Annotated in this window: 19 protein-coding genes; 6 read left to right on the top strand and 13 right to left on the bottom strand. The window is 63.5% G+C overall.

Annotated elements, in window-relative coordinates; all coding sequences use genetic code 11:
- Nucleotides 1-4: 4 nt before the first annotated feature.
- From DC434_RS15280 to DC434_RS15270, 3 genes are read right to left on the bottom strand one after another with little or no spacing between them, the layout of a single operon-like run.
- Nucleotides 5-1,834 carry a site-specific DNA-methyltransferase gene (locus tag DC434_RS15280; protein ID WP_243408957.1) on the bottom strand — a complete coding sequence of 610 codons (1,830 nt, stop codon included), beginning with the start codon at nt 1,832-1,834 and terminating at the stop codon, nt 5-7.
- Nucleotides 1,831-2,511, bottom strand: coding sequence for a DUF4391 domain-containing protein (locus DC434_RS15275; protein ID WP_116636165.1), 681 nt, complete (start codon nt 2,509-2,511; stop codon nt 1,831-1,833). The genes DC434_RS15280 and DC434_RS15275 overlap by 4 nt, the downstream gene beginning before the upstream one ends.
- Complete coding sequence (locus DC434_RS15270) at nt 2,504-5,770, bottom strand: helicase-related protein (RefSeq protein ID WP_116636164.1); 3,267 nt, start codon at nt 5,768-5,770, stop codon at nt 2,504-2,506. Before DC434_RS15270 ends, DC434_RS15275 begins: the two co-directional genes overlap by 8 nt.
- Before the next feature lie 99 nt (nt 5,771-5,869).
- Here DC434_RS15270 and DC434_RS15265 point away from each other — a divergent pair, with 99 nt between their 5' ends.
- Nucleotides 5,870-7,051: an HNH endonuclease gene (locus tag DC434_RS15265; protein ID WP_116636163.1), complete on the top strand. Its 1,182-nt coding sequence runs from the start codon at nt 5,870-5,872 to the stop codon at nt 7,049-7,051.
- Between the two features lie 12 nt (nt 7,052-7,063).
- Here DC434_RS15265 and DC434_RS15260 read toward each other — a convergent pair whose 3' ends face one another.
- The 7 genes from DC434_RS15260 to DC434_RS15230 form a co-directional block, all read right to left on the bottom strand.
- Entirely contained in the window at nt 7,064-10,135 is a 3,072-nt protein-coding gene (locus DC434_RS15260) for a helicase-related protein (RefSeq protein WP_116636162.1), read from the bottom strand.
- A complete protein-coding gene (locus DC434_RS15255) occupies nt 10,125-11,924 on the bottom strand; it encodes a phospholipase D family protein (RefSeq protein WP_116636161.1) in 1,800 nt (599 codons plus the stop codon). Before DC434_RS15255 ends, DC434_RS15260 begins: the two co-directional genes overlap by 11 nt.
- Nucleotides 11,902-13,089 (bottom strand): DUF6361 family protein, encoded by a 1,188-nt coding sequence (locus DC434_RS15250; protein WP_116636160.1) that lies wholly within the window; start codon nt 13,087-13,089, stop codon nt 11,902-11,904. The genes DC434_RS15255 and DC434_RS15250 overlap by 23 nt, the downstream gene beginning before the upstream one ends.
- Nucleotides 13,089-13,715: an HNH endonuclease signature motif containing protein gene (locus DC434_RS15245; RefSeq protein ID WP_207769980.1), complete on the bottom strand. Its 627-nt coding sequence runs from the start codon at nt 13,713-13,715 to the stop codon at nt 13,089-13,091. The genes DC434_RS15250 and DC434_RS15245 overlap by 1 nt, the downstream gene beginning before the upstream one ends.
- Nucleotides 13,712-14,998, bottom strand: a complete 1,287-nt coding sequence (locus DC434_RS15240) for a hypothetical protein (RefSeq protein ID WP_116636159.1) — start codon at nt 14,996-14,998, stop codon at nt 13,712-13,714. Before DC434_RS15240 ends, DC434_RS15245 begins: the two co-directional genes overlap by 4 nt.
- A gap of 233 nt (nt 14,999-15,231) precedes the next feature.
- A complete protein-coding gene (locus DC434_RS19990; protein ID WP_133192821.1) occupies nt 15,232-15,927 on the bottom strand; it encodes a hypothetical protein in 696 nt (231 codons plus the stop codon).
- Between the two features lie 109 nt (nt 15,928-16,036).
- Nucleotides 16,037-17,539, bottom strand: a complete 1,503-nt coding sequence (locus tag DC434_RS15230; protein ID WP_116636157.1) for a SulP family inorganic anion transporter — start codon at nt 17,537-17,539, stop codon at nt 16,037-16,039.
- A 223-nt stretch (nt 17,540-17,762) separates the two neighbouring features.
- Between DC434_RS15230 and DC434_RS15225 the strand changes: the two genes are divergently transcribed.
- A complete protein-coding gene (locus DC434_RS15225; protein WP_116636156.1) occupies nt 17,763-18,020 on the top strand; it encodes a PLDc N-terminal domain-containing protein in 258 nt (85 codons plus the stop codon).
- A gap of 183 nt (nt 18,021-18,203) precedes the next feature.
- Here DC434_RS15225 and DC434_RS15220 read toward each other — a convergent pair whose 3' ends face one another.
- Nucleotides 18,204-18,971, bottom strand: coding sequence for a G5 domain-containing protein (locus DC434_RS15220; protein WP_243408955.1), 768 nt, complete (start codon nt 18,969-18,971; stop codon nt 18,204-18,206).
- Between the two features lie 626 nt (nt 18,972-19,597).
- On the opposite strand from DC434_RS15220, the gene DC434_RS15215 reads away from it, so the two are divergent.
- Nucleotides 19,598-20,107 (top strand): hypothetical protein, encoded by a 510-nt coding sequence (locus DC434_RS15215; RefSeq protein ID WP_116636154.1) that lies wholly within the window; start codon nt 19,598-19,600, stop codon nt 20,105-20,107.
- A 101-nt stretch (nt 20,108-20,208) separates the two neighbouring features.
- Here the strand turns inward: DC434_RS15215 and DC434_RS15210 are convergent, their stop codons facing one another.
- Both DC434_RS15210 and DC434_RS15205 read right to left on the bottom strand, forming a co-directional pair.
- Nucleotides 20,209-20,769 carry a GNAT family protein gene (locus DC434_RS15210; RefSeq protein ID WP_243408954.1) on the bottom strand — a complete coding sequence of 187 codons (561 nt, stop codon included), beginning with the start codon at nt 20,767-20,769 and terminating at the stop codon, nt 20,209-20,211.
- A 63-nt stretch (nt 20,770-20,832) separates the two neighbouring features.
- Nucleotides 20,833-21,393, bottom strand: coding sequence for a hypothetical protein (locus DC434_RS15205; protein WP_116636153.1), 561 nt, complete (start codon nt 21,391-21,393; stop codon nt 20,833-20,835).
- 168 nt (nt 21,394-21,561) lie between these two features.
- Here DC434_RS15205 and DC434_RS15200 point away from each other — a divergent pair, with 168 nt between their 5' ends.
- The 3 genes from DC434_RS15200 to DC434_RS15190 are packed head-to-tail and all read left to right on the top strand — an operon-like array spanning nt 21,562 to nt 23,529.
- On the top strand, nt 21,562-22,257 hold the full coding sequence (locus DC434_RS15200; protein WP_116636152.1) for an aspartate/glutamate racemase family protein: 696 nt from the start codon (nt 21,562-21,564) through the stop codon (nt 22,255-22,257).
- 16 nt (nt 22,258-22,273) lie between these two features.
- Entirely contained in the window at nt 22,274-22,912 is a 639-nt protein-coding gene (locus DC434_RS15195; protein ID WP_116636151.1) for a TetR/AcrR family transcriptional regulator, read from the top strand.
- 20 nt (nt 22,913-22,932) lie between these two features.
- Nucleotides 22,933-23,529 carry an HAD family phosphatase gene (locus DC434_RS15190; RefSeq protein ID WP_116636150.1) on the top strand — a complete coding sequence of 199 codons (597 nt, stop codon included), beginning with the start codon at nt 22,933-22,935 and terminating at the stop codon, nt 23,527-23,529.
- The last annotated feature ends 118 nt before the right edge of the window (nt 23,530-23,647 follow it).

The raw sequence follows: 23,647 nt of genomic DNA, 5'->3' as shown, positions 1-23,647 counted from the left end.
CAGGCTAGATCGCCCTAACTTCTGTCTCGGGGGACACCTCGCGGAATATCTGCTCGGCGTTGATGCGCGCCGCGTCGCTTGCGAAGCCCACGTCCAGGAACACGGCGCGCAACGGGTGGCGGTCCGCGATCGCTCGCACGACCGAGTCCGAAACCTCTGTAGCGAAGCACGCGATAAGTGCGTCGTCGTCTACGGAAAACGCCTCTCGCCCGGCGACCTCTTCTCGCGCAATAGGTGCCGCAAGATCGAGACCCCAGTCCAGAAGCACTTGGAATAGTAAGTCGTCACCGGAACGATCGGGTTTGATGCTGTCAACCAGGCCGAGGAGTTCGCCTTGCCCTGTTTCATCAGGGGTGGCTAGAACGGAGGCAAGGTTAGTTGAGTCCACGGTGAGAGCGCGGAAGCCAAGATCCGCTGCGTCGGCCCCATCCGCTTGGGCCGCCCTACGCAATCGCTCGCGCGCGACCGCGGCGATCGAAGTGTACCCGGCAGCCGCGGCCTCAGACTTCGCGTTGGGCTTCTCATCGAGTTGCACAAGGATGAAACGGCGGTCGCCGCCGTCTTTGGCGTTGGCGGCCATGACAGCATGTCCAGTTGTCGCACTGCCAGCGAAGAAGTCCAAGATAATCGCGTTCTTGTCGCTGAAGGTGAACATATTGATCATCCGGTCCAGTAACTCGACCGGCTTCGGTGTGTCAAAGAGAGCGCCATCCATTAGCTGAGTCAGGCGGCGCGTTGCAGTTGACGTGAACCCGGCGTCGTCCCACCAGCTCGTGACTGTCTTTCGGCTCTCGCGTGCTTGGCTCAGGAAATACTTTTGCTGAAGGCCAGACGCGGTGCGGATGATCAGCCCATCGGCGTGCTTGTGACCCATCGTTTCCTTGGAGTAGCGCCAGTGCCCTTCTACGCCGAGGAACTCGTAGAACGGGTTTCCCTTTTTTGCCCCGCCGGGGCCATCGACGGGCGTTGCCTTCCAGGGACCTCTGGGATCATTGTCGGGGTTGGCGAAGCCGCTGAGGTCGGGGTCGAGCCCGATCGAAGCGCGCTGCGCAAACACGGCTTCGAAGTCGCGAGCATACAGAAGGATGTGGTTGTGGTTCTGAGAAACGACTTTGTCGTTCGACACCGAGGCACGAGCCTTATGCGCGATCTGGGTGATGAGGTTAGAGCGCCCAAAAATCTCATCGAGCATGGCCCGGAGGTTCGCAATCTCTGTGTCATCGATCGAGACCAGCAGGACGCCGTCAGGCCGCAGAAGGTTGCGTGCAAGTCGAAGACGTGGATACATCATGCTCAGCCAGTCGGAGTGGAAGCGACCATTAGCCTCCGTGTTTGCCATGAGGCGCTCACCCGTCTTGGAAGTCTGGCCTGAGCGGGCGAGGTAATCGGCGCTCGACTGGGCAAAATCGTCCTCGTAGACGAAGTCGTTGCCTGTGTTGTAGGGCGGGTCGATATAGATGAGCTTAACCTTGCCGAGGTAGGACTCTTGAAGAAGCTTGAGGGCGTCGAGGTTGTCGCCTTCGATGAACAGGTTCTTCGTAGTGTCGAAGTCGACAGATTCCTCGAGCACGGGGCGCAGAGTCCTCGAGATCGGCGCGTTCGCCGCGAAGGCGGCGGCCCGCTTGCCGGGCCAGTCGAGCCGGTAGCGCTCCTGCGGCCCATCGACGACATGGTCGGAGAGCTCCTGGCGCAGCAGATCGAAGTCAACGGCGAGAGTAATGTTGCCTTCCGCATCCCTCGACTCGGTGACAACCGCAGGGAACAGCTCGGCGATCAGGTCTATGTTGCGCTGGGTGAAATCTGGCGAAAGCATCTTGCGCTTGTGCACGGTCATTCCTTGCTGCTCGATTCGGGGCCGGTCAGCTCGGTAAGCACTGCCGTGCGTTCCCTGATCTGACTGCGGAGTTCGATCTTGCGGTTGAGTTGTGGCTCGGTGCGCAGCTTGCGCTCCAGTATGGCGATCTCGCGTTGAAGTCTTCGGGCGCGGTCCAGCCTGCCGGTGGCTGCCGACACTGTCTCACCGGTGCGCGTCGCCATGGGCAATAGTGCTGCAAGAATCGCCTCGTACAGGCCTGGTAGATCGAGTGCCGTCGGGAGCGGACGGCGCGAAGTCTCGGCTGGATGCCATTCGGTGGTGAAGTAGGCGCCGATGGTCGGGGTACTACTGTGAAGTGTCTTCTGCGCGGCGACAGTACGCACGCGCATGTTGCCGACGATCTCGAAGATGATTGGGAAGTGCACCGTTTTGTCAATGGCGGTGAGCACGTCGTCGGAGACATCCGCGCCTTTGGTCTCAACGGTGAAGACCTGGATCTCCGGTACCGTGGCGGTGCCGCGGAGATGGATTGTATCGTCGGCGAGCTTGTAGGCCCAGGTGATGCGCTGGATGTCGTCCACAAACTTCTCACGCATCCCGGCATGGATGTTGCCTCGCTCGTAGAATCGCGTCTTTGGTACGGTGCGGCCGAAGGCCGCGCGTTCGGGCCATCGGAAGAGGACGTGATCAGTCATTGGCGGACTCATCGACGATGGCGACGAAGGCGATCAACTCGAAGTCGTCCAGCCCGCTGATGCCCTGCATCAGTGCCGTCGTCGGACCGGCGGTGAAGAGGCTGTCGATGTCACGTTCATCTGTGACGTCGATCATGGATCGGATCGCGTCTGTGAGCAGTGTCGAGTAACGACTCATCGCAGCGCCATCGCGCGTCTCAGCGTTGAATGCTGCGACGACATCGACCATTGGTTGGTCAATGCCTCGGCAGCCAGCTCGGAGCAGGTCGAGCAGACGCTTTGCCTCGGTGTGGTCAGCGATCACGCGCCCGTCTTCGCCGAGATAGACAAGATAGTGCGGATGCAGACGGTTGCCGCGGTTCACGTCATTCGGTGCATTCACGTTTCGCAGCGCGAAGATCACTCCCGGCGGCAGCCCCTCGGCCTCATCAGCTGCGATGACAGAATGCAACCCCATCTGGTGACCGTGCAGATCGCCGTGCTGCTTCATAAACCCGAGTAGATCCATACGGAAGTCGTTGAGTCCAAGATCGGTGATTGATACGCCAGTTCGTACGTCCTCGAGATCGACGACATCGTCTTGCAGGCGCCGCAGCTGCTCTCGCCGGTACGCGGCTTCGGCGCCTCCCGGATCGAGGACATTGTCGTCGCCGGTGCCAGCGATGTCTGCGATGATCATTCGCCCTTCCACGCGTTCCTTGAGGTTGATGTACGCGTCCAGCGAGATATCCGGCCAGAAATTTACGAGCTGAATCACGTCGTTCGTCGAGCCGATGCGGTCCACGCGGCCGAAGCGCTGGATGATGCGCACGGGGTTCCAGTGGATGTCGTAGTTGATGAGGAAGTCGCAGTCCTGGAGGTTCTGGCCTTCGCTGATCACGTCGGTGCCTATGAGAATGTCGATCTCGCAAGTCTCTCCGGGCATCGTCAGTTCGCGATGCTTCGAGCGCGGGGAGAACAGTGACATCGCTTCTTGCGCGTCGAACCCGGTTCCGAGCGTTGTACGTACGCCGTGGCTGGAGCCCGTGATGACCGCGGTCTCCAGCCCGCGCCGCGCGAGTACGGGGCCGAGCTCACGGTACAGATAGTCCGCAGTGTCTGCGAATGCCGAGAAGATCAGCACCTTCCGGTTGCCAGAGTTAAGCGGGTTATCGATCTTGTCCTCGATTACCTTATGCAGACGGCGCAGCTTGAGATCGCGATCAGGGATCACGCGGCGCACTTCGTCGAGCAGCTGCCGCAAGACCTCGAGATCATGGGTTAGGTCGTGGTTCCAGGACTCCGTGTCGATATCGCTCAGCGCTATCCGCAGGCCGCCTCCGATGAGGAACGAACTCAGCTCAGCATCGTCTGGGTCGTCAACATCGAGCTCGAGATCGTCATCATCGGCACTCACAACGGAGTTGCCGTGCTTCACCTGACCGAGTGTCGTATCGGTGATCCTCTCGATCCTTCCGAGCGTAAGCCGGAACGCCTCGACGGAGCTTTCGAGGCGCTTCAGCAGGTTCACCGTCATCAGCTTCTTGACGCCCTGCTCGCGCCCTTGCTGTCCGGCGCCACCGCGGAAATTGTCCACGTTCTTCTCTCCGAGAGCCGCTTCATAGATCGCGCGCCGGCTAGGGAACACGTAAGAAAGCGGTCGGTAAACGGCGAGGGTCAGTTGCTCGAGGCGCTCAAAAATCTCATCGAACGCGGGGACATCCGAGAGATCCGTCAGCGGCTCCCGGATCGCTACCGGCGGCAGACGACGCGGGAAGGCGCCGATGTCGGTCATGTCGTAATAGGCCTGAATGTGCTTGCGCGACCGGGCAATTGTGACGGCATCGAGCAACTCGAAGAAGTCGAAGTCGAGCATTTGCAGGATTCGCTCCGCGGTTCGCTCCGACGGCTCGAGCTTCGACCAGACGTTAAAAGCTCGCTGCGCGTCTCGGAAAACATTCTCGACCGAAGTGGATAGGGTCAGGTGCTTTTCGAGCTCTTCGCTCTCTCCTTCGTAGGCCAGTTGCAACTGGTTCTTCAGGTCGTTGAAGCGGTTGTTCACTGGAGTCGCCGAGAGCATCAGCACTTTGGTCTTCACGCCCTCGCGGATCACTTGACGCATGAGCCGCTGATAGCGACTCTCCCGCTCCTCCGAATAGCCAGCATTGCGGAAGTTGTGCGACTCATCGATCACAACTAGATCAAACGTGCCCCAGTTGAGGCGAGAAAGATCCTTGCCGAGCGACTCGCCGCGCGTCCGGGAAAGATCCGTGTGCGCGAGAACGGTGTAGCCGAACCGATCCTCGTGGAACAGGTTCGTCGTGTAGGGAGAGTTGTAGTTCGTCCAGTTGTCAGCGAGCTTCTTCGGCGCCAAGACGAGCACGCTCTTGTTCCGCAGTTCGTAGTACTTGATGACCGCTAGCGCTGTAAACGTCTTACCCAGGCCCACACTGTCAGCGAGGATACAGCCGTTGTACGTCTCGAGCTTGTTGATGATCCCCGTTGCCGCATCTCGCTGGAAGTTGTAAAGGCTCTGCCAGATCTTCGTGTCCTGGTACCCCGTGCGGTCGTTTGGTAGTGCATCTTCGCTGAGGTCGTCGAGGAACTCGGAGAAGAGGTTGTACAAAATCAGGAAGTAGATCCGCTCGGGGCTGTTCTCGGCATACACGCTCGCGATCTGCTCGCTCACGGCTTCGGTGACGTCCTCGACCTGATCCGGGTTGTTCCAGATCTGTTCGAACAGCTGCAGGTACTGCGCCGTCATGGGCGCTTCATCGAGGCGATTCACGAAGCTCGACACCGCATTGCCCCGTTCATAGCCGAGATCAGCGGTGGTGAAGCCCTGCAGCTGCGTGTAGGCGCTCGTGTCGTCGAGCACTGCGAACTGCTGCATCGGATTACCTGTGGCATTCGAACGGAACGTCACCTTCCGACGTATCCAGTCGGCGCACTCACGAGCGATCGCACGTTGAGTGAGTTTGTTGCGCAGTCTGATCTCGAAGTCAGAGCCGGCCAGGCTCGATTCGGCCGGTTTGCGTGGACCACCCGGAATGAAGAACTCGCGTCGCTCCTTGCGAAGCTTGTCTGTGACTTTCTCTGTGACGAACGATGGCGAGGTAAAGATAAACTCCAGATCCGAGACTTGCTCGAGCTCCTTGCGGAGCGCCTCGAATGCGAAGATCGAGAAAGTTGACGCAGCGATTCGGACCTTCGACCCGGGCTTGATCTCGGCTTTGAGATCATCCCCGAGGAGGTCGCTGACGTTGTCGATGATGCGCATTGTTGCTAGCTTCCCATACCTGCACCGTGTGGCGCTCCCTGGCTTGCGATCTGTCGACGGGACCTCACAGGCCGAGCGATATACCGGCATGCTGAGTCCATGCCCCTCACCTCGCATGCCGCCCTTCGTACTCGGCTCCTGTTACAACTTGTCGCGGCCGGAGGGAGCGCTCGGAGGCGAGACGTGTTGGATGCCTTCGAGGAGGCTTACGGCCATCTCTGGTCAGATGACGATCTCTTGCCTCAAACCACGCGTCAGTTCGAGACCAAATGGCGGAACCGGACGTCCTTCGAGCGTCAGCGCATGGTCGAACAAGGCTTGCTCGAGGCGCGAGCCGATGGCATCTGGGCGCTGACGAAGGAGGGATGGTCGGTATCCGAGGGTTTGAACCGATCCGGCGCCGCCGGGCACGATCTCGAGGTAGTGCGGCGGGAGAAGCTGTGGAGCGAACTCGTCACGCGCGTGGATGTTACGTTCGTTGCACCACAAGAGGTCCGCAAGGCAGGGCTTTACGCGGGAGCTCGAGGAATCTACGTCGATGTCGAGAACACGCGACACGAGCATGCTCCGCACGGCATAGCGTTAACGTTCCTCGACCTTGGGGTCAAGTACGCCAACCAGATCTCTGAATCCGGTGTTGTCTACCACTTCCCGGCCACAAGTACCGGGGGCCGTGATCGCGCCGAGATCAATGCAACCCGGCGAGCGTACGAGCTGGCGATGCCGGTGTTCGTCATCACTCTCGCCAAGGCTAGCGCCCAGATGCGGGCGGTCTACCGGGCGTTCGTCGAAGAAATAGACGAATCTACGTCGACCGCTCTTCTCACCTTCCTTGAGGACGCGACGTTGCCGCCTGCCCCCGCCGAAGACGAACTGCCTTTCAGTCTCGTTTCTCTTGACGATACCGATCGCTGGGCTCTCAGACGTTCGCGACCCAACCAGGCGCGGTTCGCGTTCAGGGTCAAGCAGCGCTACGGCGACCTCTGCGCGGTGTGCGATCTTGCCATCTCAACCGTTATCGAGGCGGCGCACCTTCGCTCAAAATCCTCTGGTGGCGCTGACGACCCCCGCAACGGCATAGCTCTATGTAGCAATCACCACCGGATGCTTGACTCGTCACTTTGGGCAATTGAGCCGCAGTCTCTCAGAGTGGCGACCCGCGAAGGCAGAACGCTTGCGGAGTTGGGGATCACGAGAGAATCGCTTGCGCACCTCCCGCACCGTCCACACGATCTCGCCCTAGAGCACGCATGGTCGCAATGGCAGCGGAGCCTTTCCTAGTTTCTCGGCGGTCTATCCCTTTCCGGGGGCTCGCAGGTCTATCGCCCCCGCTTCGAGATCCCTCTCGACTCCGTTCTGCCGCATCAGTCTCAGCATGTCCTCTTGCCGGGGTTGTCCCAAGGTCAGGCGGTACAACGTCAACGCATCCAGCAATCGTTTGTATCGGTCATGGTCACGACTCAACGTGAACGACGCGATACGTCGATGGATCCGGGCATCACCGTCGTAGACCCACCACGGTGCGAACTGCCCCAAGTCTGACGTCGCCGATGAAGCGAGCGCCGCGTCGAAGGCCGCGTCCCACGGCGCATTCTCCGACGACAGCACGTCGTCCCAGTGCCGCGCCGCGACGTTCTTCCGGACAGCGTGACCCATGTAACGATGCACGCGGCCTTCGCGCTGTTCGAAGTCGACGGGGTTTGAAGGCAGGTTCCAATGCACAACAGCATGACTCCACCAATGGAAGTCGATGCCTTCCTGTCCGACGCTCGTCGACGCGAGCACGTATGGTGCGAATGGACTATTGAACGCTGCCCGCACGCCGCTCTGACGCGCGGCGACCTTCTCGTCAGCATCCGTGCCTGCTCCGCCATACCGAACGGCGAAGCGCGTGGGAAACCGTATCGGCAAACGTTCTGCCGTCGCCTCGTGCCCCTGCAACATGGCGGGCTTCATCCGTACCGCCCCACCGATCTGTATCGCCGCGAGCATCAGACCCTCGTCGTCGAGCAGCCCGCCACCGGCCTCGCTGCGGAGCTGATAAAGATACTCGTCCAACACGGCCTGCAGGTTGCCGTCGGCGCAGTAGTCGAGCACGACTCTCCAGTAGGGAGCATCCGTCTCGTCCAGAGTGTCCAACAGCGCCGAGGTCTCGGGTCTCGCGAATAGCGAACGCAACGCGAGTGACAGATGCCAAGCGGCTCGCCAGACACCCGCCCCAGACGCTTCCGGGGACGAGGCCGCATGCATTGCGCGGAATGCGATCGAACCCGGCGCATGGGCGGCCAGCCATCCCAGATCGGGGTGTCCGGATGTTGCACCACGCATCGCCCCGGTTGCTGCCTCGAGATAGTCGGCGAACCGGCCACTCGCTTCCGACTCCTCGACATCCGGCTCTCCGCCGACCATGGCCGCCACCTGGGACGGCTTGACCCCGGGCGGGATCGCCCCGGGGTAGGTGAAGAAGGCTGACGAGGGTTCGATATCGTCTCCGCTCGAGTCCACCATTTCCGCCACCGTCCGGGCATCCGTGGGCCCACCCGCCCGACGCGCCGACGACAGCGGATCCGCTGCGAACGCCAGACCCGGGTGCGGCCAGAACAGGGCCAGAGCACTCATCTGCGTGGGTCGTCCGTCCTCGTTGACCGACCATGCCAAGCGCGCAGCGCTCGAATCCGATGCTCGGCTCCGGCCGCGGTGTGCCAGCCGCGAAGCCTCGTGGCTCAGCAGGGCGGCGATCGCCGTGGGTACTGCGTTCCACGCGGAGAAGACGACGTGCTTCGTCACGTCGCCATCGACGCTGGAGTAGATCCGTCCAGGTCGCAGGTACGGCATCGAGGGCGGCATCCACAGAAGCTTCCACCACCCTCGGCCGACCGTATCCTCTGCGAGGGCGCGAAGCAGCCCGTTTCCGAGATCGATCTCCGCCCGGGCTCGGACATCGTCGAACCGGATCCCGCGCGCAGCGGAAAGTAGTGGGGCGATGGTCTTGCTGCCGTCGCCATCTAGCAGGTCGCGCACGCGTGAGCCGGACTTGTACGTGTCCATGAACGTCGCGAAGTAGGGGATCGACTTCCACTGCTCGATGTCGATGTGCGCGCCCAGATGTCGGTCGAGGCGATGCAGTGATCCCCAGTCGGCGATCTCGGCCGCGCTCGGTACGCCTCCGTCGAGCGGGCGATCGATCACCATGTCCTGGTTGCGAGCCAGCGGAGGGCGCTCGGAGCGCGACATGTAGGGAAGCAGTGCGTTGCGAACGGACGCCGCAGACGCTGCCGCATCGCCGCCGGTGACTAGCGCTAGGCGGTGAGCCTCCAGCGCGGTCTTAACCTCCGCGACCCGTGACACGTCACGCCCGGCGAGGAACCCGATCGTCTCGAGGAAGTCGCGCTGGTGATCGTCGTCGGCGTCGTCAGCCGTGGTGAACGGCTTATATGGTGTCGCCGAGAGGAGCAGCACTTTCGCGTCGCCGTAGGTGAAAAGGCTGTCGGCGAGCTCCGCGGCCTCGCTGCCGCTTGACGGATCGAGGAGCGATCGAAACCGTTGGAACTCGTCGAGGATGACCAGGTCGGGCTCGAGTGCATCGACACTGGCCTGCGCAAGATGGCGCCGCAACGCAGCCACGAGGTCGGCCGCCTCACGCCACAAATCGCCCGAATCCGGCTTGCGTCCGTGAACGTGCACGCGCTCCTGCAGGGCGACGACCCTCTGGAGTGTGCCGTCCGCTTCGATGGCGTTGGCAAAAACGTCCGTGATTCGTTCGTCGGGACCGGTGGGGCCGAGGTCGTCGAGCATCCGACTGATGCGCCGCTCGAAGCTCGACAGCTTCTGCACCGCGCCCTGCAGGATCAACCGGCCCGCGCGCTTTATCTCGCGCTCGGGCCGCAAGATTCCTTCGAGGAGGATGCAGAGGAGTGCGCGTTCCTCCGCGCTGCCCCAGCGGAGGCCGCTGTCTTTAAACGAGGTGCCGGGGGTGAACGAGACGAGGTTGACCTTCTTGCCGCTCGACCCTTCGTGCTCTGTGAGCCGGTGGCTCTCGCGGGCCAGCAGAGTCAGTCTGGTTGCGACTGCGATGTGCTTGTCTCCGGTGACGTTCAGCCGCCGTAGATTCTGATTCGCGAGGTCGGCATTGCTGCAGATGTAGACGATGTCGATCCGATCGACACCGTCGGCATTCTGCAGATGTTCGATCGTCTTCGCGATCACTCCGCGCGCGATCACGCTCTTACCGAGGCCCGTCTCGTCGGCGACGAGGAACCTTCCGCTGCCGTCGCGATCACCGTAGAAGCGATCGATCACATGGCTGACGGCGTCGCGTTGAAAGCCTTTCAACCCCCGCATGACCGCTTCGACGTCAACGGCCATCAAAGGCCTCCATCTCGAGAGAACCGATCACGGACGCCCAGACCTCGCTGAATCCCGAGGGCAAGGTAGCGGCGCGGTCGTCGAGACGCAGATGCGACAGCACGCGCTCGATGTCCGCCAGGGCCTCCCGGTTCGTCGCCGCGGCGCGCACCAGCAGTTCCAGCAATCCCGAACCGTCTTCGGTGACGCCTCCGCCGAAGGCCGAGCGGAACGAACCAAAGGCCCCTCCGACCGATCCCAAGCCGGTCCCCGGCTGCTGGAGCATGAGCCGGACGAACCGGGCAAAAGCGTCGGGCTCCGTCAGATGGGCCGCGACGATCGCATCTTGCCTTTCGGGCACATCATCGATGACCTCGGCGACGAGAATCGTCTGCGCGCGCCGGCCCGATTGATCTTCGAGAAACACCACGATGAATGGTGTGATCTCGGCGAGCGACATCGATCGCGATATGAACGGAGCGTTTTCCGGAGGGAATGCGCCGAGCACGGCGTCAGCCTGGGTTAAGAGACGCCAAGAAATAGAGAGCTCTTCAGGGACCGTCGGGATGGGATCGTGTGCCCAGAGCGAGAACGTGTAGGAATCGCCCTCGTGAATCCGCAGCGCGATAAGGGAGGAGGCGAGACCCCTGAGAGCGCTATCGAGGTTGCGTTCGGCTGTCTCGTCATCGGTCGCCGTGGCTCCGCCTGCCGTCACGTACTCCTCGAGCAACGGTGCGATAGCCTCCGAGACGCAGGCGACGCCGAGCTTCTTGGTTGGGCCGTCGAGCTCCACCATTACTTCGACGTTCGAGCTCCAGGCCGGACCGGTCGCGTTCGCAGAACCGATGAGCATCGTCGAACCACCACCCGGGCGGTCATGCACGATCACTTTGGCATGGAGGCCGCTCAGTCCAGTGGTGACGGCTTCGCCAGCTTCGGCTCCGGTCAGCGCCTGATCGACGAAGCCGTCAAGGATCCGCATAGAGAGATTGTCGAACGAGGGCGGATTCAGCCGGTCGAGCTGCTCGGGACGACTCACGAGAATCGTCTCGCCGCTACGCAGAGCGCGCACGTGTTTGAGGCCGTCGTCGGTCACGAACGGCGACACGATCAGCGTGTGGGAGCCTCTAACGGAAGGAGCAGTATCGACACCGATGCCGAGCACATGAACCGCAAGGCGACGCACGTGCTCCGGATGCTCCCAACGGATCGTCTGCCACGACTCGGCGAGCTCGGCTATGCGTGCGCTGCGGGCAGCACTCATCCGCGGCGCAACGCGGGTTTCCGCGGACAGCCAGCGCAGAAGATGCGCCATGCCGTCGTTCGTACGACGCGTCAAAGCGTCTGCCGCCTCGGCTGGTACGCCGTCAAGCGCGACGACTGCATCCCACGTGTGGTCGTTCGTAAGATTGCGGCTGCTGCAGACGAAGCGGTAGCGGCGCTCGTCACCGGCAGCGAACTCGAGGAACCATACCTTGGGGTGGAACAGCCGGCCCGGCTTGGTCACGACCGGATGAATCATCGGTTCGAGTACTGCGACCAGGTCGCTCGCGGCGCCGAGACCGATGTATCCGGCTTGAGCGAACACGTCGGTGCGCTCGACCGCACGTCGCACCGCGCTGATCATCCCGACCGCATCGTCGTCGGTAGTTCCTGAGCCGACGAGAGAGAGCGGCACGGCGAGGGCGGCTTCGAGCGTCAGCGTGAATGTCGTGCCGACCGCATGTGAGAGCGTGAACCCGGGCGGTGGGTGTAGGAGCTCGGACAGCAGGGACCGCGAATCGGGCTCAAGCACGTTGGAGCCCGTCATCGATGTCAGTGAGGATCCCGCGCACTGTGCTCCAGCGGAACGTGAGCCGTGCACTACCCGATGCGCCACCCCAGCTCGCGAGCCGTCGCTGGTTGTTCAAGCGTGCCTTGGCGCCTTTCGCAACACGCTCCCTCTGTCTTATGAGCGCCTTCGCACCCTCATCATCGACGAGCGCGCCGGCGTTCGTGCTCTGCACGAGGCTTGTCCATCGCGTGATGAAGTCGCGAGTGCTCGGCGCGACCGTCGGAGCGGAGCCGTGCTCCTCGCGCAGGACATGAAGGAGATCGCTCAGTTGCCATTTGTGAGCTCGGGGAGTCAACTCTCGATCCCACGCCTCGAGCCGCTCGCGGTATTCGATGATCCGGGATTCATCGGCGACGTCAAGACGGTGAGCGTCGCTGGCGAGCATGAGGTTGTAGAGCAGCTGCGCGCCGTGCATCACAGCAGAGAAGTCTTCGGCTTGCTGAAGCACTCGGGCGGCACGCTCCGGAGCGGCGATGGCGGCAGCATCCGTCCATGGCGCCGAACTATCGTCTTCGGGGCGGTGCTGTACGAGGTGCGTGAGGAGAGAGCCCTGTGCATGTTCGAGTATGCGGTCGCGTAGCCAGGTGGCCTCGTCATGCGCGAGGGCGAACCCCTCGGGGATGCTCTCGGGGAACCCGTCCGGTATAGACGGTACAGACCAGATCGATGAGGCAGTCGTCTGTCCGTCGTCGTCGACGGAACGCCTCATAGCGGAGGCAGCGAGGGCCTCAGCGCGGGTGGCCGGATGAGAGAGGATCCCGTAGCGCTGCAGCATCGACCAGTATGCGGACGATGGAAGATTCTTGAGTGCTGCGCCTGCACGCTCGCCGAGAAGGCCGGTCGGATCGGCAGACGATCGAAGAGGAGAGATGATAGAGCGCTCGGTCTCGTCCAATCGTCGCCAGCGCTGCTCTGGTTTTGCGCGGGCGGCGTGCTGGAAGCACCAGGGGACGAAGAGGAGATAGCGGGCGCGGGTGTGCAGGGTTGAAGTGCCCGGGAAGAGTGCGTCAGAGATGCTGTCGCGCAGCAGGCCCAGTCCGAGCTCATCACGGCTGTCCCGGACGGTGAACAGTGCGGCTAGCTCCCGCATCCGCCGCTGTTCCTCGGCAGAAACGTCGAGCCAGGTCACGACCGATGCCATCAGCCGGCCACCGTGCGCTGCGCGTCGTAAGCTTCACGGACGCGGATCCGGATCTGCTGTGCATCCGCGTCGGCTTCGCGCATGAGCTCCAGCAGCCGCTTGTGATGCTCCCAATGGCGCTCCCAGAGGTCGGCGCCGGCGACCGTTTCGAAGTCGATCTTCGTCGGCACGCCGCCGCTCTCGTACTCCTGGAGTCGGGCGATCCGCTCCTCGATATCGACGATGCCCCGACTCGTGGGTGACAACCGCGCGGCGCTGCGCATCCAGGTGAGCCAGTGCTTGTTGCCCTTGCTCTGATTGCACTTGCCGCAAGCGGGTACGAGATTGCGAATCTCGGAGATGTACCCGGTAGGTCGCTGCCCCTCGACGAGGGGCCGAAGGTGATCCCATTCGGTGCTCGTGTCTCCGCAGTATGCGCAAGAGATCTGTTCAAGCATCCGGAGAGTGTGGAGCGCCTCCCGCACCTCCGACTCACTCGGTATGACGACGGGGATGACTCCATTCACGAACGAGTTGGTGATACTCGAACTGCGGCCCATGATGCGGACGGGTTTCGGCATAGCGAAGAGTTCGAAGTAGGTCCTCGCGACAGTACCGCCGTCGTCGATCGCGGCGCTGCTGCTCACTCGTCAGCCTCGCCCTTCGGCGCACGGCGTCGGAAAGCGCGTCCAGCGAAGTCGGCGAACGATCCTGCGATTTCCTTTGCCTTGTCCACGCCTTCGGCGCCGATACGTGCGGCCGCCTCCACGCCTTCCGTGCCGATGCGGAGCGCCGTGTCAACGCTGTCACCGCCGGCTTTGAGCCAGTCGTCGCGCGTATCCGAGACTGCGTTCGACCAGCGACGGGACTCAAGTGCGTCGGCGGCTGCTTCGATGCCGAGACGTTCATGGAAGGTCCCTACAGAATTACTGACGGCATTTCTGGAGCGGACGATAGCCGGCGACTCGATCGGGTTGAGGAGCACCTTCGAGTTCGCAAGAGCCGCCGCTGCGTCCATCCGTTCGAGGAGCTGCCGCGTCGTTCGCGTGATCAGTTCCGCGCGATTCGCGCGAGCTGTGCGGAGTGCGATTCGGTGTCGGTCGAGTTCCTCCGGCGAGGTCTGGAGGACGCGGTCGATCTCGATGACGCCGGTCGACTCCTGCAGGTAGAAGCAGTGTGCGAGCACCGCCAGCCAATCCTGCACCTGACGGTCGACCTTCTTCGACAGGTCAGCGAGCTCGTTCACTGACTTGCTCTCCAGCTTTTCTGCCAGCGCATCGAGCTGCCGCAAGAAGTATGCCTGCGTGCGCGCGATCGTCATCGACGATCCCTGAACCTTAGACCAGGTCACTTCCGAGACGCCACCGACTTCCTTGCGGATCGTCAGTGCCTCTTCGAGCATCATGTCAACGCCAATCATGTCGGCGAGCACAGCATCCTTTTGCGCTCGGAGCACGTCATCGACCTTCTCGTCGATGATCGCGAGGTAGTCGGTGATCTCGTCCATGGTCTGCTGCATAGCGAGCTGGGCCATGATCCCCGCGACGCCCGCGAGCATTGCCGGATTCGTTAGCATCGCCCCCGGTGTCTTGAGGAACTGCAGATTCTTCGCGAACTGGCCGCTCGGGGCTCGGAGTGTCGCGTGCAGATTTCCGCTTGACGTATTAGTCACCTTTGGAAGCTTCTGGGCAGCGGCCCACGATTCCTCGGTGAGCTTCATCCAACGGCCGGAGTTTGCCGTGATTTCCGAACCCGCCTTGAGAGCGGCGGACCCTCCACCGAACGCTTTGCCGAGCCGCGGCAGTTCGAGGTCGCGAGATTCGAGGCGGTTGGCAGTCAAGAACTGTTCCACGGCGGTAGACGGTCCGATAAGCGCGAGCCCGTCCCCATCTGCAATCAGCTCGATCTCTGAGAGATCCACATCGTCCATGCCTGATGCCCTTCGTCCTCGGCCCGCCGATGGGCCTACTGAAGATAATGGCTCATTTGACCGACATCGGCGCCACGCGCCGGTTTGAAGACGATGGCGCAGCTCATCGGAGAGTCATGTCGCGGGTGGGATGTGATTCGACGGCGGCTCTCTTGCCACGGAACGCTGGTATGGGGCTATTGCGGAAATGAGGTGAACCGATAGCAAGATGAGCCAGCTGCATCGGACGTGCGCTATTCGAACTGTGACAGGGCCGGAGACAGGGGGCCGTGTTCGTCACGCCGTATCGTGTCGTGGCCGGTTCGGCGCCACGCGGCACCCGAAGAATCTTGAAAAACGATCACTGGTTCCAGGTGCAAAACCCCCTGCTCCTCCGCATCCCTGAGGTCAATGCCGTCCGGGATCGGAAAGAGGACAAGGAACTCGGCCGAGCTTTGCGGCTCGAGCACCGTGGAGGTCGCTAGGAGTGCTGAGAAAGCACGGCTGTTTCGGTCCCTCGCCCACACGGCGAGCGGGCCCACAAGCTCGTCGCTTAGGTTGCGCACGGTGAATCCGAACTCCACGACGCTGCGGGTGTAAACCTGACTGCCTTCCGGGCCCCGTGTTAGGAGTGCGGGATCGCTCGCGGTCTTCTCGTAGTAGGAATCATGCTCCTCTCCTCGCTCAGATACTTCCCAACTCTTTTCAACCGCGTACACCAAACGCGCTTGTTGCTCCTCGCGAACTTTCGTGTCTGCGGTCAGCGATTCTTGAGCGATCTCGGCTTGCTTCTGAGCATGGTTTGCGGCTCGCAGCGCATAGAAGGCCGAAAATCCGGCGGCGATCAGAGCGGCTGCCGCAATTGCGGCGGTCGCCCACTCCGCTAGGGATCCCCACTCAAGGTTTGGCAGCGCGAGACAGAGCCATCCGGGGGGACATGGAGAGAGCATGCCTCAGGATCTCAGATCCGGAGGGCGTACTGCATCAGGCGCAGTCGGCGTCGGTCCAGAGGATGCCCGTTGGAGCGAGACGCGGTCCGCGGAAACAGGGGGTGCGGATCTATTCGAACCCTCCGCTCAGGCTCGCGTGGAAGCATCCGCTCGAGTCATTCATCCCAACGATCTCCACCGTCTTCCCCAACGCCGCATACTTCGTCTCAATCGCATCCAACGCCGCAACGGTCGACGCATCCCACACATGCGACCCCGACAGATCAATCACCACCCGCTCCGGATCGTCTGAGTAAGAGAACAACGTCGTCAGATCATTGCTCGAAGCGAAGAACAGCTCCCCCTCCACGACATACGTCACCACCTCCCCAGCCTCATTCAGCACCCGACGAACCGTCACGAAGTGCGCCACCCTCCGCACGAACAGCACCGAGGCCACCAGCACCCCACCCACAACCCCGACCGCCAGATTGTGCGTCACCAAGACCAGAACAACCGTGGCCACCATCACGAAGGTCTCGCTCTTCGGCATCCGCTTCAACGTCGACGGACGCACGCTGTGCCAGTCGAACGCCCCGATCGCGACCATGATCATCACGGCTACGAGAGCCGCCATCGGGATCGTCCCAACGAAGTCGCCGAACACCACGACCAGCAGGAACAGGAAGACCCCGGCGCAGAACGTCGAAATGCGGGTGCGCGCCCCGGACGCCTTCACGTTGATCATCGTCTGACCGATCACGGCGCAGCCGCCCATGCCGCCGAACATGCCCGACAGCACGTTCGACACTCCCTGCGCCCACGCCTCGCGTCCCTTGCGCGAGTGGGTGTCGGTGATCTCGTCGACGAGCTTGGCGGTGAGCAGCGACTCCAGCAGTCCGACCACCGCGACTCCGAGCGCGAACGGCGCGATGATCGTGAACGTCTCCCACGTCAGCGGCACGTTCGGGATGAACAGCGAAGGAAGACTGCGCGGCAGCTCGCCCTGATCGCCGACGGTCGGCACGGTGATCGCGAACGCCAGCACGACTCCTGTCACGATCACGACCGACACGAGCGGAGCCGGAACGATCTTGGTGATCTTCGGCATCACGATCATCACGACGATCCCGAGCGCCACCAGCGGATACACCAGCCACGGCACATCGATCAGCTGCGGGAACTGCGAGCTGAACACGAAGATCGCCAGCGCGTTCACGAACCCGACCATGACGCTGCGGGGGATGAACCGCATCAGTTTCGCGACGCCGAGCACCCCGAGGATCACCTGGAAAACCCCCGCGAGGATCACCGTCGCGATGAAGTAGTCCAGCCCGTACGTCGGCGCGACCGGAGCGATCACCAGCGCCACGGCTCCGGTCGCCGCCGTCACCATCGCCGGACGTCCGCCGAGGAAAGCAATCGACACCGCCATGATGAACGATGAGAACAGCCCCACCTTCGGGTCGACCCCGGCGATCACCGAGAACGCGATCGCCTCGGGGATCAGCGCGAGCCCGACGACGAGTCCGGCCAGGACCTCGCGCGTCAGCATCCGCGGATTCTTCAGCGCCTGGAGCACCGTGGGATTCGCCCGATAACGGGCACGATCGTCGACCGTCGTTGCAGACATGAAAGCTCCAGGGGAAGGGCGCCTGCGGGAAGAGGCAGACGTTCCAGCGTAGAGCGGATGCCGAAAGCCGAAGGACTCGTTGCCGCTCAGCCACCGTCGGACTGCCGGGACAGGTCCTGGATAGTGGCCGGCATGTCATCGATCATGGCGGACCCGCGCTCCATCTGGGGGTTCGCGACGGGTCGTAGTCTGGTCGGGCCCGGCTGCCGCGCGAAGGAGATTCATGAACCCGTTGATTCCAGGACCCTGGGACGTGGCCTGGTCCGTGGCCTGGATTGCGGCCGTGGCCCTTGCGGTGGTCGCCCTGATCACGCTGTACCGAACGAAGGCAGCGGTCGGCGCGGCTGCAGCAACACTCTGGGCGCTCGGGATCATCCTGATTCCGGTCATCGGTGCATCGGTGTGGTTGATCGCAAGTCGACGCCTGAGGCGTGCCGAAGCGCGGAGGAAAGCCGCCGCCGCGGGTTCGGACGCGGCGTGACCGGAGCGACGATCAAGCTGGGTTGATCGTCGCTCAGATCCGCGGATTCTTCAGCGCCTGAAGCACCGTGGGATTCGCCCGATAACGGGCTCGATCACTGATCGTCGTTGCAGACATAGGAGCTCCAGGGAAGGGCGTCTGCCGCGAAGGGCTCAGCACCGCACGAGCGTCACTGACGAATGGCTAGTCGCAGGCGATGCCATCTCCGTCACGATCGAGCTCATACACATCCGGCCCCACGACGGTCAACGGTCCGCTGATGTACGACGGACCGTTGCCGCCTCCGCCCTCACAGTCGACATCGGAATCGATCGGAACGCAGACACCTGCGTAATTCGAGTGGCAATCCCCGGCTGGCTGCACAAACGGCACAGGCGCGGGTGGCGGAGCCGGCTGCCGTGTGCCTGTGGATGTCACCTCGTTCACCGGCGGGACGGTCACGACCACGCCCGAGACTTCACGCGAGACCTCTTTGCCGTCCACGTACGTCACGCGGTAGGTCGTCACCTTCGTTCCGTTGACCCCCTCTGTCGTGATGACGGTCTGTCCGACATCGATGTTCGGATCCTCCACGGCGGCGCGTTCGAACGGGATCGAGGTGGATTCCTCGACGTTCTTGTAGGTGGTCGGCTTCGGTGAGGGGGATGGCTTCTCGGTAGGTGTCGACGCGAACGGCTTGGCCTCCGCGTCGCTGCCCGCGTTCCCGGGGTTCGACCCGGGGCCTCCCAGGGCAGCGTTGGCTCCGGTCCCGACGAACATCAGCACAAGGGCGATACCGAGGGCCGCCCAGGCGGCTCCCCGCGACCGCACCCGGAAGAACCTGGCCGAGCCGCGCACGATTCCATAGATCGCGACGAAGAACAGGACGGCTCCGGCGAGAAGGAGGATCGCTCCGAGGCTGCGCGTCACCAGCAGGATCACCAGAATGACGCCGCCGACGATCAGCGCCACCGTGCGCTTCGACGACTTCGCCGGCGGGTCCGCCGCGACAACCGGGGCCTGGCCGAGCGGAGCGGTGTGCTCCGTCCACTGCGTCCCATCCCACCAACGCTGCTGGGCGGACTGATTCGGGTCGGCGTACCAGCCCTGAGATGTCTGTGGCATCGTTGCCGGCTCTCTGTTCGGGTATGGGCGAACACTATCGATATATCGGGGTCGGCGATGTCGCGATTTGGTCAGCGCCCACTCCATGTATCAGGAGCGTCGTTGCGAACTCCTGATACATGAAGTGCCGGAGATCGTCCGGTACTTACGATGCAAAGGAGCAGCCTCATGCGAGTCCCGGCCTACCACTCGAGCAATCCCAGCAACCCGGACGTCCACCACGTGTACAACGACTGTCCCAGCGGCAGTCAGATTCCGCCGCGGAACCGCGTAGCCGGAACCGGCGGATACCGTATGTGCGATCACTGTCGCCAGCGCTGACGAATGATCGACGGATCGTCAGCTACGGCTGGACGATCCGTCGAGTCCCGGCCAACGTGACGGAAGCGGGACCGACGAGTACACCGATATGCCGCCGTGATCTCCCGGCCGGTCGCCCGCGAGACGCCGGATGACGCTCGTACAGTGGCCGCATGCAACTCGGCTCCGTCGCAGACGTCATCACTGCCCTGACCGCCATCGGCGCGCTCTTCGCGGCCGTCCTCGGCGCGAAACACGCAGGTCGTCTCTTCGGCATCGAAGCCAAGCGAGACGAAGCCGCGACCGCGCGGGAGATGCAGTCGCAGGCGAGCAAGGTGTTCGCCTGGGTCGCATCCCGCATCGGAGAGGAGCAGACGACCTACGGTGTCGTGGTGGTGAACTCCTCCGAGCAGGCGATCTACGACGTCGAGGTGCGCGTCACCGATGCGTACGAGAGCGAACGGCGCCCGATCCAGCTCACGATCCTTCCGCCCGGTGCCTACTACCTCGGCGAGAGCGACGAGGCCTACGCGTGGGAGTTCGCGTCACGGCTGCGTTCCTTCGACGACGAGATCCGCCCGGTGACCAAGTCGAGGAAACGCCGCATCGTCGGGATGTCATTCCGCGACAGCTCGAATCTCACCTGGGTTCGCGACGGCGAAGGGCTGCTCGCGCGCAGTTAGGGCGGGTCTGACAATGCCTTGGACCATGCGATGACCGCGTTGAGAAGCATCGCGGCGCGGAAGACACTTTGGTGCTCCCGCCCAGATAGGAGGGCGAGGTGCTACTCCTCAGGGCGGATCGCGGCGTAGACGCGCATGTCGCGACGTTCGCCACCGATCTCCTGATGGCTATGCAAGACGCCCTCCAATGCGTATCCCGCGCGTTCAGCGGTACGAAGAGAGGCTGTGTTCCACGGTTCGATGTAGAGCGCTATGCGGAACAAGCCAGGGATCGTCCATCCAAACTGAGTGACTGCGATGAGCGCGTCGGTCGCGTATCCGCGGCCGCGGGCAGACTCAACAATCGCATAGCCCGCGGTCGCGCGACCTTCTCCAAGTTCCGCGAGCCACAGCCCACAATGCCCCACGGCCGCGCCCGTCTGCGCGTCGGCAACCGCGAAGGAGAAGCCAGTTCCGTCTAAGCGGCGTGACTGCTGGCGCGCCACCCAAGCCAGGGCCTCCGCATCGCTCGCGCGGGCGGGTAACGACCCGACGAGCGGCACATACGGGTCAGTCGCCAACTCCCGCACCATCGTCACGTCATCGTCCCTGACTGAACGGAGCGACACCCGGCCATGCGTGGGCGGCGTCACCGGCCACGGCGGGATAAGGGAAGAGGACACTCGCCCATCATCCCGCGGGAATGACCCGGATCACGCGCTCATCTTTGTCAGACACGCCCTAGGTCACGCCTCGACCTTCCTCCGCAGCACCACCGACAGCCGCACCGCCGACGCCAGGAAGAACACCGCACCGACCAGCGCATACCCGGCGACCCCGACGATCATCTCGCTGCCCGCCAACCCCTGCGCGACGAACGCCCCGCCGGCGAAGAGCGAGATGCCGCCCGACAGCATCTGCGGAACCTGCCCGCCGGAGCGGCGGTTGCGGATGGCGGTGATCAGTTGCGGAAGTCCGGCGCCGATCGCCCACACGCCCCACACGGTCAGGGCGACGGAGGTGGACACCGTCGACGTCCAGCCCAGCGTGATCGCGACCAGCACGCTGACGACGACGTTGATCCACTCCGAGACCTTCGCCCGGCGATCATCGCCCTCCGCGCGGATCTGCCAGTAGACGGATGCCGCATCGAACAGCGGATACACGATCAGCAGGATCGTGAGGAACGGACCCATGGCGCCGCCGGTCAGGAACAGCAGCGCCGCCCAGACGAGTGTGAACCCGAAGCGGACGAAGTAGAGGCGGCGCAGGGCGCTGCTCAAGGTGGAGGAGGGGGTCTCAGACATGTTCAGCGGTTCTTTCTGATGGAGATCGACCAGTAGAGTTACTAGTACGTCTACATGGACGCTAGCCTGCCTCGACATCGAGCGCAAGCGACCACATCAGCTCCGGGGATACATTCAGTGCATGCGACCGACCCTTCTCCCCATCCACGAGCAGATCGCGCGACGCCGATGAAGACGATCGGCGTGCTCGGTGGGATGAGCTGGGAATCCTCGCTCGAGTGGTACCGCCTGGCGAACGAACGCGTGCGGGAACAGCTCGGCGGGCATCACTCCGCGCGCATCATCCTCGACTCGCTCGACTTCGCCGAGGTCGAAGACCTGCAGGCCCGCGACGACTGGGACGCCGCGGGCACGCTGCTCGCCGACCATGCTCGTGGTCTCGAGCGCGCGGGCGCCGACCTCATCGTGCTCTGCACCAACACCATGCACCTCGTCGCCGACCGCATCGAAGCCGTGATCGGCATCCCGTTCCTCCACATCGCCGACACCACCGCCGCGGCCGTGCTCGGCGCCGGCATCCGCAGGGTGGGGCTCCTCGGCACCGCCTTCACGATGGAGAAGCCGTTTTATCGCGAACGGCTCGAGGCCCAGGGGATCGAGGTCCTCATCCCGAACGCTGAGCAGCGCGCCGGAGTGCACGCCGTCATCTACGACGAGCTCGTGCACGGTGTCATCCGCCCCGAGTCCCGCGCGTTCTACCGCGAGGTGATCGACGAGCTCGTGGCGCAGGGCGCCGAAGGCGTCATCCTCGGCTGCACCGAGATCGAACTGCTGGTGTCTGCGGAGGATTCGCCGGTGCCCGTCTTCCCGACCACGGCACTCCATGTCGATGCCGCGCTCGCCGCAGCGCTGCAGGAACCATGAAATCCTGGAGGCGCTGATGCCATCCGCCCGAACCAGACCGGAGTCCGACGTGCACGATGAGACGCCCGCCCCCGCGGCGAAGCCGTCGAGCGGCGCGAACACGCGGCAGCGGATCCTCGACGCCGCCAACGAGCTGTTCTACCACCACGGCATCCGCGCGACGAGTGCCGACCGCATCATCGAGCAGGTCGGCATCACCAAGGTCACGTTCTACCGGCACTTCCGCGCGAAGAGCGACCTCGTCGTCGCCTACCTCGAGCAGCAGTCCGCCGCCGAGCAGACGTGGATGAAGAGCACGGTCCGTGAGGGGGACGCGCTCGCGACAGCGCGCAGGATCGCCGCCGGTATCGGTGCGGCCAGCTGCAGCCCGGGATTCCGCGGATGCGCGTTCATCAACGCGGCCGCGGAGTATCCCGACCCCGCGGATCCGGTCCGCGTGGCCGTCGACGCGCACCGAGCCTGGCTGATCGACTTCTTCTCCGGGATCGCCGGTCAGGCGGGCGCGCGCGACGTGACTTCGGTCGCGAACCAGCTCATGATCCTCCGCGACGGCGCGATGGTGAACGGCTACCTCGGCGATGCCCCGGCGCTCGCGGGGTCGCTCGAAGCGGGCTTCACCGCGATCCTCGGGTCGGTTGGCGGCAGCGGGCGGTGACTCTTCGGCACCCTGAACGCATGCCTCCGATTCGCGCAGTCCTCTTCGACCTCGACGGTGTCGTCCGCCATTTCGATGCGGACTTCACCGCCGACATCGAGACCAGACATGGGCTCGCACCCGGCGCTGTGCTACAGACGGCTTTCGAGCCGGATCTGCTCGAACAGGTGACGACCGGCGCGATCTCCCGTCGCCTGTGGGTCGACCGGGTCGGCGCATCGCTCGGCTCGGTGGCGGCGGCAGAAGAGTGGGGGCGACAGCCATCTGAGGTCGACCCAGAGGTGCTCGCGATCGCGGACGCGCTTCGTGCCGCCGGCATCCGCACGGCCATCCTCACCAACGGTACCGACACGATCCCCGCCGAGACCGCGGCGCTGGGCCTCACCGCGCACTTCGACGCCATCTTCAACTCCGCGGAGATCGGCTGGGCGAAGCCCGACATCCGGGCGTTCCAGCACGTGCTCGACGCCCTCGGGCTCGCGGGTGCGGAGGTCTTCTTCACGGATGACTCCGCCTCGAAGCTCGTCGGTGCGGAAGAACTGGGGATGCCGACACATCGCTTCACGTCAGCGGACGGGCTTCGTGTCGCGCTGCGGGCGGAGGGGGTCGGGGTCTGAAGCGCGTTGCGGGGCGCGGGGGTGGCGCGCTTCGACAGGCTCAGCGACCCAACGGGTCGAGGTCAGCGACCCCGGGGCGTTTCGTCTCGCTTCGCTCGCTCAACGACCGGGGGTGGGG

Origin of the sequence: Microbacterium sp. TPD7012, from assembly GCF_003075395.1 — a bacterium.
Taxonomy (GTDB): Bacteria; Actinomycetota; Actinomycetes; order Actinomycetales; family Microbacteriaceae; genus Microbacterium.
The sequence above is the reverse complement of the archived record's forward strand: the minus strand, read 5'-3'. Positions and strand labels throughout refer to the sequence as shown.

Excerpts from the sequence above, each read along its gene's own strand:
- DC434_RS15270 (WP_116636164.1), bottom strand. The coding sequence starts at position 5,770 with ATGCGCATCATCGACAACGTCAGCGACCTCCTCGGGGATGATCTCAAA.
- DC434_RS15200 (WP_116636152.1), top strand. The coding sequence starts at position 21,562 with ATGAAGACGATCGGCGTGCTCGGTGGGATGAGCTGGGAATCCTCGCTC.
- DC434_RS15215 (WP_116636154.1), top strand. The coding sequence starts at position 19,598 with ATGCAACTCGGCTCCGTCGCAGACGTCATCACTGCCCTGACCGCCATC.
- DC434_RS15230 (WP_116636157.1), bottom strand. The coding sequence starts at position 17,539 with ATGTCTGCAACGACGGTCGACGATCGTGCCCGTTATCGGGCGAATCCC.
- DC434_RS15190 (WP_116636150.1), top strand. The coding sequence starts at position 22,933 with ATGCCTCCGATTCGCGCAGTCCTCTTCGACCTCGACGGTGTCGTCCGC.
- DC434_RS15265 (WP_116636163.1), top strand. The coding sequence starts at position 5,870 with ATGCCCCTCACCTCGCATGCCGCCCTTCGTACTCGGCTCCTGTTACAA.
- DC434_RS15195 (WP_116636151.1), top strand. The coding sequence starts at position 22,274 with ATGCCATCCGCCCGAACCAGACCGGAGTCCGACGTGCACGATGAGACG.
- DC434_RS15275 (WP_116636165.1), bottom strand. The coding sequence starts at position 2,511 with ATGACTGATCACGTCCTCTTCCGATGGCCCGAACGCGCGGCCTTCGGC.
- DC434_RS15205 (WP_116636153.1), bottom strand. The coding sequence starts at position 21,393 with ATGTCTGAGACCCCCTCCTCCACCTTGAGCAGCGCCCTGCGCCGCCTC.
- DC434_RS15225 (WP_116636156.1), top strand. The coding sequence starts at position 17,763 with ATGAACCCGTTGATTCCAGGACCCTGGGACGTGGCCTGGTCCGTGGCC.
- DC434_RS19990 (WP_133192821.1), bottom strand. The coding sequence starts at position 15,927 with ATGCTCTCTCCATGTCCCCCCGGATGGCTCTGTCTCGCGCTGCCAAAC.
- DC434_RS15240 (WP_116636159.1), bottom strand. The coding sequence starts at position 14,998 with ATGGACGATGTGGATCTCTCAGAGATCGAGCTGATTGCAGATGGGGAC.
- DC434_RS15250 (WP_116636160.1), bottom strand. The coding sequence starts at position 13,089 with ATGGCATCGGTCGTGACCTGGCTCGACGTTTCTGCCGAGGAACAGCGG.
- DC434_RS15280 (WP_243408957.1), bottom strand. The coding sequence starts at position 1,834 with ATGACCGTGCACAAGCGCAAGATGCTTTCGCCAGATTTCACCCAGCGC.
- DC434_RS15260 (WP_116636162.1), bottom strand. The coding sequence starts at position 10,135 with ATGGCCGTTGACGTCGAAGCGGTCATGCGGGGGTTGAAAGGCTTTCAA.
- DC434_RS15255 (WP_116636161.1), bottom strand. The coding sequence starts at position 11,924 with ATGACGGGCTCCAACGTGCTTGAGCCCGATTCGCGGTCCCTGCTGTCC.